The following is a 1,986-nucleotide window of genomic DNA, read 5'->3' on the forward strand; positions in this document are numbered from 1 at the left end:
GTCAAGCCATCTTTAACTGACATACCGCATTCGCGAGCAAGCCCGCTCCCACATTTTGACCGAGTACAGCTTGCGCCCCTACACGCTAGCTCAACTGCAACTTCTGCTTCAGGCTGCTCATCACTCCCGCTTTGTTCTGCAGGTACTCGTTCAAGCCCCGAGCCCGCAGATTACACGCGTCGCAATTGCCGCAACCTGTGCCGATGACGCCGTTGTAGCAAGTCAGGGTCTGCTCACGCACCAAGTCCAACTGATTGTGATAGTCGGCCAGGGCCCAGGTTTCTGCCTTGTTCAGCCACATCAACGGGGTGTCCAGGCGCAGTTTGTATTCCATGCCCAGTTCCAGCGCCTTGTTCAGTGCCTTGACGAACTCATCGCGGCAATCGGGGTAACCCGAGAAGTCGGTTTCGCACACACCGGTAATCACAGCTTCAGCTTTCACCTGATAGGCGTAGATCGACGCCAGGGTCAGGAACAGAATATTGCGCCCTGGCACAAAAGTGCTGGGCAAGCTCTCACCCGAACTGTTCACGGTCGGCACCGGGATGTTGTCGCGGGTCAGGCTGCTGATGGCCAACTCGTTAAGCAAGGACACATCCATCACTTTATGAACGGTGGCGCCCAGTTGTTTGGCCAGTTTTTGCGCGACTTCGATTTCCGCCACATGGCGCTGACCATAATCGAAGGTAATGCAGTGCACTTCGTCATACAGGGGCAATGCCTGGATCAGACAGGTCGTCGAATCCTGCCCGCCACTGAAGACCATCACGGCTTTTTTACTCATCGGTGCGCTTCCTGCATTTGTAGAATGTGGGAATAGTTTAAAGGCCCAGCCATAAAAAACCCCGCGCTTCTTTCGAAGGCGGGGTTTTTCATGACTCAAAGACTCAGTGTGCGTAAGTCAGCAACAGCTCTTTCGGCACTTGGAAATCCAGGGACATCATCACGCTCAGCGCGGTGATGGTGAAGATCGAGAACACGAACAGCTTGCGCGCCCAGACGGTGTCATCCACCGCCTTGTAGCCGGTCCAGGCCATGTACAACCAGTACATGCCCATGGCGGCGGCAACGGCGAGGTAGCTCATGCCGGCGTAGCCACTGAAGGTCAACATCAAGGTCGCCACGAGGAAGGCCAGGATGTAGAGCAGGATGTGTTTCTTGGCCACCTGGATGCCACGCTTGACCGGCAGAACCGGGATCGACGCAGCCAGGTAGTCATTGAAGCGGAAAATCGCGATGGCGTAGGAATGCGGCATCTGCCACAGGCTGAACATCACCAATAGCGTCAGCGCGGCCATGTCGAAGCTATTGGTCACAGCCACATAACCAATCACCGGCGGCATCGCCCCCGACAGACTGCCCACCAGCGTGCCGTGAACCGACTTGCGCTTGAGGTACAGGCTGTAGAGGCCGACGTAGATAACAAAGCCGATCACGGCAAACAGCGCCGCCAACGGGTTGGCCACCTTGTACAACAGGGCCACACCGGCAACACCCAGGACGGTCGCGTAGACCAGTGCCAGTTTCAGGGAGATGAGGCCCTGGACCAGCACGCGGTTCTTGGTGCGCTCCATCTTGATATCGATGTCACGGTCGATGCAGTTGTTGAACACACAACCGGAAGCAACCACCAGGGACGTGCCGATCATTGCAGCCAGGAAGATGGCCAGATCGACATGTCCCTTGGAGGCCAGGAAGAAACCGCCCGCCACAGAAAGCACGTTACCGAAAATGATCCCCGGTTTGGTGATTTGGATAAAGTGCTTAAGCGACATCGGGTCTTACCTCACTTCGCCATCATGAACGTATGGATGCTGAACATGATCCATATCGACAGGCCAACCAGCAGCACGATTACTATCCCTGCGAACACGAACGCAACCACGTTATCGCGCTGTTCTTTGGAACGATCCAGGTGCAGGAAGTACACCAGGTGAACCAGAACCTGAATCACCGCGAATGCCAGCACGATCATCAAGGTGATCG

3 protein-coding genes are annotated in these 1,986 nt (G+C 55.8%); all 3 read right to left on the reverse strand.

Going from position 1 to position 1,986, the window contains the following annotated elements; translation table 11 throughout:
* Nucleotides 1-85: 85 nt before the first annotated feature.
* The gene (queC, locus tag ACRESD_RS07190) at nucleotides 86-784 is read right to left on the reverse strand and encodes a 7-cyano-7-deazaguanine synthase QueC (protein ID WP_431750293.1); all 699 of its coding nucleotides are present in this window, start codon (nucleotides 782-784) and stop codon (nucleotides 86-88) included.
* 103 nt (nucleotides 785-887) lie between these two features.
* On the reverse strand, nucleotides 888-1,775 hold the full coding sequence (cyoE, locus tag ACRESD_RS07195; RefSeq protein WP_034100500.1) for a heme o synthase: 888 nt from the start codon (nucleotides 1,773-1,775) through the stop codon (nucleotides 888-890).
* Nucleotides 1,776-1,786: 11 nt separating this feature from the next.
* Nucleotides 1,787-1,986 (reverse strand): cytochrome o ubiquinol oxidase subunit IV (locus tag ACRESD_RS07200; RefSeq protein ID WP_431750294.1); only part of this gene is annotated, 200 nt, incomplete at its 5' end.

This window comes from Pseudomonas sp., from assembly GCF_050739995.1.
In the GTDB taxonomy this organism is placed as follows: Bacteria; Pseudomonadota; Gammaproteobacteria; order Pseudomonadales; family Pseudomonadaceae; genus Aquipseudomonas.